Source organism: Oceanibaculum indicum P24 (genome assembly GCF_000299935.1).
Lineage (GTDB): Bacteria > Pseudomonadota > Alphaproteobacteria > Oceanibaculales > Oceanibaculaceae > Oceanibaculum > Oceanibaculum indicum.
In genome coordinates, this window is the sequence record NZ_AMRL01000011.1 from 103,921 (window position 1) to 110,049 (window position 6,129).

Annotated in this window: 8 protein-coding genes; all 8 read right to left on the reverse strand. The window is 66.1% G+C overall.

Annotation, left to right across the window (positions count from 1 at the left end):
- Positions 1-10: 10 nt before the first annotated feature.
- The gene (gene tatB / locus P24_RS19235; RefSeq protein ID WP_008944672.1) at positions 11-478 is read right to left on the reverse strand and encodes a Sec-independent protein translocase protein TatB; all 468 of its coding nucleotides are present in this window, start codon (positions 476-478) and stop codon (positions 11-13) included.
- Between the two features lie 64 nt (positions 479-542).
- Entirely contained in the window at positions 543-800 is a 258-nt protein-coding gene (gene tatA / locus P24_RS10390) for a twin-arginine translocase TatA/TatE family subunit (RefSeq protein WP_008944673.1), read from the reverse strand.
- Positions 801-946: 146 nt separating this feature from the next.
- Positions 947-2,080: an ABC transporter ATP-binding protein gene (locus P24_RS10395; RefSeq protein ID WP_008944674.1), complete on the reverse strand. Its 1,134-nt coding sequence runs from the start codon at positions 2,078-2,080 to the stop codon at positions 947-949.
- Between the two features lies 1 nt (position 2,081).
- Positions 2,082-2,744: an SMC-Scp complex subunit ScpB gene (gene scpB / locus P24_RS10400; RefSeq protein ID WP_008944675.1), complete on the reverse strand. Its 663-nt coding sequence runs from the start codon at positions 2,742-2,744 to the stop codon at positions 2,082-2,084.
- Positions 2,741-3,535: a segregation and condensation protein A gene (locus P24_RS10405; RefSeq protein ID WP_008944676.1), complete on the reverse strand. Its 795-nt coding sequence runs from the start codon at positions 3,533-3,535 to the stop codon at positions 2,741-2,743. The genes scpB and P24_RS10405 overlap by 4 nt, the downstream gene beginning before the upstream one ends.
- 2 nt (positions 3,536-3,537) lie before the next feature.
- Positions 3,538-4,242 carry a site-2 protease family protein gene (locus P24_RS10410; protein ID WP_008944677.1) on the reverse strand — a complete coding sequence of 235 codons (705 nt, stop codon included), beginning with the start codon at positions 4,240-4,242 and terminating at the stop codon, positions 3,538-3,540.
- Complete coding sequence (gene nagZ, locus P24_RS10415; protein WP_008944678.1) at positions 4,239-5,252, reverse strand: beta-N-acetylhexosaminidase; 1,014 nt, start codon at positions 5,250-5,252, stop codon at positions 4,239-4,241. Before nagZ ends, P24_RS10410 begins: the two co-directional genes overlap by 4 nt.
- A gap of 18 nt (positions 5,253-5,270) precedes the next feature.
- Positions 5,271-6,129: SPOR domain-containing protein (locus P24_RS10420; protein ID WP_008944679.1), on the reverse strand; the 859-nt coding region annotated here is incomplete at its 5' end.

Below are 6,129 nucleotides of genomic sequence, written 5' to 3' on the forward strand. Positions count from 1 at the left end.
TTAAAGCCCCTTACGACGTACCGGATTTGGAATCGGACTTCGTTGTGTCCGTCGCCGGAACGGTTTCCGCCTGCTGTTCGCCAGTGCTGGCGGGTGGCAGGGGCGCGTCGGCGGGTGGTGGCAGCGGTTTTGTCTTTTCTTCGACCTTCGGTTCCGCCGGCTTCGCCTTCGCGCTCTCTCCGGAATCGATCCGGTCCGGGGCGATATTGATATCGAACTCGCCCTTCGGGTCCACCTGCTCCTGCAGTGCCTTGGTGATGCCCTTGCCCTTCACGTCCTCAAGCTGCTTGCGGACGTCGTCAAGCTCGGCTTCCCGGACCATCTCATCGACATGGCCCTGAAATTCGCGCGACACCTCCCGCACCTTGCGGATGGCACGTCCGAGGGTCTTCAGCGCATGGGGAAGTTCCTTGGGACCGAGGATGATGATCGCCACAAGTGCGATCACCGCCATCTCGCCCCATCCCAGATCGAACATTACGAATTACCGTCCTTTGATGGGACGCCATTGCGGCCGGATATACCGGCCGCCGCCGGCAGGCTCAGCTCTTGGCCGGCTCGTTCTTCTTGGTATCGTCAGCGGGCGTGGAGTTCGTGCTGGCGGTATTCGCGGGCTGGGACGGCGTCTGGTCCAGCGTCTTCGCCGGTTCGGGTGCCGTCTCGTCCTCGTCCTTCATGCCGGACTTGAAGCTTTTGACCCCCTTGGCGACATCGCCCATCACCTTCGGCAGCTTGCCCGCGCCAAAGATGATCAGGACGATCACCAGAATGAGGATAACCTGCCAAAAACCGATGCTCATGGTACCAATTCTCCGATGCTTCCCGTATTCCGGGGGTAATCAGCTTGTTTGTCTCGTTCCAACTGGTGCTACCGCCCTGACTTGTGCCGGGATAATGGCACGAAGCCCAACGGCAGGCAACGCGTCCTCATGCCCGAAATTTCGGGTCAGCAATCCTGCCCTGCCGGGAAGATGAATATCTGCCTCGGGTCGAGGGAAATCGGTAGCTTCTCACCCTCCTGCGGCAGGAAAAGTCCCGGCACGCGGCAATGCAAGTGCAGGGGCTCTCCTTCCACACCAACCGTATCGAGTTCCAGATGGATCAGGCTGGCGCGGCCGAGCATGCGCGCGGTCAGGACACGGGCCACACCCTGCCCGTCGCCCGACATCGCCTCCGCGCCAAGTTTCAGTGCTTCGGGGCGCATGATCACCTCGACCGCAGCGCCATCGGGAAAGCCCGGCGCCGGCAGCCGGCCGAGCGGTGTGGCGACATGGCCGCCCTGCACCGTTCCGGCGATCCGGTTCACGTCCGAAAAGAAGCCGGCAACATAGGCGCTGGCCGGCCGGTAGTAGATGTCCACTGGCGATCCCAGCTGCAAGAGGCTGCCGGCGCGCATCACCGCGATGCGGTCGGCCATGAACATCGCCTCCTCCGCATCATGCGTGACCATCAGGGTGGCAGCGCCGCTGTGCTTCAGCGCATGCAGCGTGTCGTCGCGCACCTGGCTGCGCAGCTGCGCATCCAGGCCGGAGAACGGCTCGTCAAGCAGCACGATGCCAGGTTCAGGCGCCAGCGCGCGCGCCAGGGCCACGCGCTGCTGCTGGCCGCCGGACAGCTGGTGCGGGTATTTCTGCGCATGCGCAGCCATGCCGACCTGATCCAGCACCGCCAGGGCGCGCTGCCGCCGTTGCGCGGCCGGCATCCGGTCCAGCCCGAAGCCGACATTGTCGATCACCCGCAGATGCGGAAAAAGCGCGAAATCCTGGAACACGAACCCGACGCCGCGATGTTCCGGCGGCAGACTGGCACCGGGGCGCGCCACCGTGCGCCCGGCAATGGAGATGCTGCCTTCCTGCAGCGTCTCCACACCTGCACACAGGCGTAGCATCGTCGTCTTGCCGCAGCCGGAAGGCCCGACCAAGGCCACGACCTCGCCCGGCGCAATCGACAGGCTAACCCCGGCAACCGCCCGGTTCACTCCGTAATGATGAACGATGCTCTCGATCCGGAGGATGGCGGTATCGGTATCGGTTTTGCTCTCTGTTTCAGGGGCGCGCTGCGCCATCGCTGCCTGCTGCACGTCAGAATTCCTCATCGTCGAGCATAAGGGGCTCGGCGCCCTCTTCATCGTCCTGTCCGGATGACATATCGGCCTCCTCCTCGCGCATCGCAATGGTTGCGAGGCTCGGGCGCTTGTCGAGCAGGCCGGCGGCCTTCAGTTCCTCGACTCCCGGAAGCTCCTTCAGGTCGGCGATGCCGAACTGGTCGAGAAACACATCGGTCGTCACCCAGGTCAGCGGGCGGCCCGGCGATTCGCGCCGGCGGCCGGGCTTCACCCAGCCGGCTTCAAGCAGCACGTCCAGCGTGCCCTTGGACAGGCCGACACCGCGCACCTCCTCAATCTCCGCACGGGTGATTGGCTGGTGATAGGCGATGATCGCAATGGTCTCGATGGCGGCGCGCGACAGCTTGCGCAGTTGGGTGCGCTCATGCGCCATCTTCGGCGCCAGATCGGCAGCGGTGCGGAAGGCCCATTTGCCGGCGATACGGGTCAGGACAACGCCGCGATTCTCATAGATCGCCGAAAGGTCGGCCAGCAAGCCCTTGATATCGATTCCATCCGGCAGCCGCTCCAGCAAGGTGGCCTCGGCCACCGGCTCGCGCGAGGCGAACAGGATCGCCTCCAGCAGACGCAGCGCCTGCGCCCGCTCGCGCTCCGTGACCAGAAGCGGTGTCTCGCTCATTGCGGTGTCTCCGGGGTGCCGGTCTTGGCCCGCAGATAGATTGGCCCGAAGGTCTCGCCCTGGCGCAGCTCCACGGTGCCCTGCTTCACCAACTCCAGGCTGGCAACAAAGGTCGCGGCAATGGCCGAGCGCGCGATCAGGCTGTCGCGCAGATCCGGCGGCAGGAAGCTCTGCAGCATCGCCCAGTCCGGCACCCGGCCGACCAGCACCCGCAGTCGCTCCAGCGCATCCTCGACCGAATAGAGCTGGGTCGGGGCGATCCGCAGCGATTTGTGCTCGGTACGGCGGCGGAAATCGGCATAGGCCTTCAGCAGATCGTAGAGCGAGGCTTCGTACCGTGTCGAAATCACGGTCGGAAACTGTTCCTCGGCGCCGCGCGCGAAGACATCCTGCCCCAGCTGCGGCCGTGCCATCAAACGCACGCCGGCCTCCTGCATCGCCTCCAGCCGGCGCAGCTGGAAGGCCAGCGCTTCCGCCATCTCGGCACCACTCGGCTCCGGTTCGCCGGGCGGGGCCGGCAGCAGCAGTCGCGACTTCAGGAAGGCCAGCCAGGCTGCCATGACCAGATAGTCGGCGGCGATTTCCAGATGCAGCCGGCGTGCCTGTTGGATGAAGGCGAGATACTGGTCGGCCAGCTTCAGGATGGAAATGCGGGCGAGATCGACCTTCTGGTCGCGGGCCAGCGTCAGCAGCAGGTCGATGGGCCCCTCGAACCCTTCCAGATCGAGGATCAGCTGCGCCGGCATGGCGACCGGCACATCCTCCTCGAAATCGTCGGGCCGCTCATTCATGATCAGATCACGCCGCTGATCGCCAGGATACCGCGCGCCAGATATTCCACCGGCGCCAGGATGATCCATTCGGTGATCGGGAAATGGATGCCGAACTGCGCCAAGCCGAAAGGAATCAGGAACAACAGGCCGATCACCAGCACCAGGCCGGCGCGTTCCAGCCGGGCCAGCCGGATCGCAAGCTCGTAAGGCAGGATGCCGACGGCGACGCGGCCACCGTCGAGCGGCGGAATCGGCAGCATGTTGAAGACGGCAAGCACCAGATTAAGCCAGATTGCGTTCTGCAGGTTTTCCGCAGTCCAGTATGCCACAGTTTCCGGCAGGACGGGCACGAGATGCAGCATGAAGGCCGCCAAGAAGGCGAGGATGATGTTCGCCCCCGGCCCGGCGGCGGCCACGAACACCATATCGCGGCGCGGATTGCCCAGCCGGCTGAAATTCACCGGCACCGGCTTGGCATAACCGAACAGGAAGGGCGCGCGCAGCAGCAGCAGCAGGCCTGGCAGCAGGATGGTGCCGACCGGATCGACATGTTTCAGCGGGTTGAAGGTCACGCGGCCCAGGCTCTTCGCCGTCGGATCGCCCAGGCGCCAGGCGACATAGCCATGTGCCGCCTCATGGAAGGTGACGGCCAGCAGCACCGGCAGCACCCAGACCGACGCGCCAATGAGGATCTGCCCCAGATACTCCAGGGACGTCTCCATCATCGCGCGAGCAGCGCGTCCAGCCGCGCCAGCGCCTCCGTCCTGTCGAAGCCGGACTGTTCCGGCGGAAGCCGCATCGCCCGGCCAAGACGTCGCGCCGAGGCTGGCGTCAGGGGGCGGATGGCGCCTGCCACCTCCTCCATCTCCGCCCTATCGCCGCTGCAATGCAGGACGAGATCGCAGCCAGCATCCAGACAGGCCACCGTACGGTCAGCATAGCTGCCGCCCAGCGCCTTCATGCCGATATCGTCGGACATGAGGCAGCCCTGATAGCCGATGGTCTTGCGGATGATGCGGTCAATCACGACAGGAGAAATGGTGGCTGCCCGCTCAGGATCAATGGCGGTGTAGACGACATGCGCGGTCATCGCGAATGGCGCATCGACCAGTGCGGAGAAGGCGCCGAAATCACTTCTTTCCATTTCCTCGACGGTGGCATCAACGACCGGCAGGTCGAGATGGCTGTCCACCGTGGCGCGGCCATGGCCCGGCATATGCTTGATCACCGGCCGCACACCGCCGGCTAGCAACCCGTTCGCGACCATCAGGCCGAGGGCGGCCACAGCCTCCAGCGTGTTGCCATAGGCGCGGTCGCCGATGATGCCGTGGGTTTCCGGCCGCAGGATATCGACCACCGGGGCGCAATCGACATTGATGCCATGCTCTGCCAGCTCCGCCGCGATCAGGCGGGCGTTCAGATAGACGGCCTCCATCGCCGCCTCCTCGTCGCGCTGGTAGAGGTCGGCAAAGGCGCCTGCCGGTGGAGTCTGGCGCCAGTGCGGCGGTTTCATGCGTTGGACGCGGCCGCCCTCCTGGTCGATCAGGATCGGTATATCGCCGCGCCCGAGGCAGTCGCGCAGATCGCCGGTCAGCCGCTTCAGCTGCTCCGGATCGCCGCAATTGCGCTGGAACAGGATGAAGCCCGCCGGATCGCAGTCCCGGAAGAACGCGCGCTCCGTGGCGCTCAGATCAAGACCGGCGAGGCCGAAGAATACGGCGCTGGGAACGCTCATCAGACTGTCACCGGCCGGTCAGGGACGCACGACCAGGCAGGCCTGGTTCTTCGCCTTCAGCGCGGTGCAGGCACGCTCAGCTGCGGCCTCGTCCAGCGGGCCGGCCTGGATGCGGTGGTAAATCCCCTTCCCGGCGCCAAGATCGACGCGCTGCACGGTGAGTGACAAAGCGCCAAGCTCCTCCTTGTAGCGGTTCTTCAGACGGTTCCACTCCTGCTTTGCGGCCTCATCGCTGCGCACAGCGGCAAGCTGGACCTTGAAGCCGCCGCCGCTGACCGCGGCGATGCTCGCCTGCTGAGTCTGAGCCGGCGCCGGGGCTGGAGCTGGCTGGGGTGCCGGAGGCTGTGCCACCTGCTGCGCCTGAGCGGGCGGATTGGCCGGCGTATTGGCGGGGGCATCCTGGGGCGGTTGCGGCGCGGGAGCGGCGGATGGCACCGGCGGTGTGCCCTGAGGAACCGGCTGAGGGGCGGGCTGCGGCGTGGCCACGGGGCGTTCGGCCACGCTCTGCGACGGCAGCGGCTGACTCTGGGGCTGGGCCGGCGCAGTAGCGGAAGGCGCGGGCTCGGGCGCCGGCGGCGGCTGCAGGGGCTCCGGTGGCGGCGGCAGCAGCCGCTCGACGGTCTGTGGTGCTTGGCCCTCTGGCAGCAGCCGCTGGAAAACCTGCTTGTCCTGATGCGGCACCTGCAACCCGCCCGGCTGTTCCGGGCGGGCCTTGGTCGGCCCGTCATCGGCCTTGATCACCGGTGCCACGGTGGAGACGCCGCTCTGCACCCCTTGCGTGTAGGCGTACCAGACGATGCCGCCAAAGGCGCCGACCGCGAACAGCGCGATGAAGATCGGCAGGGCCCGGCTGCGCGGCTTGCCGCCGCCATCGCCT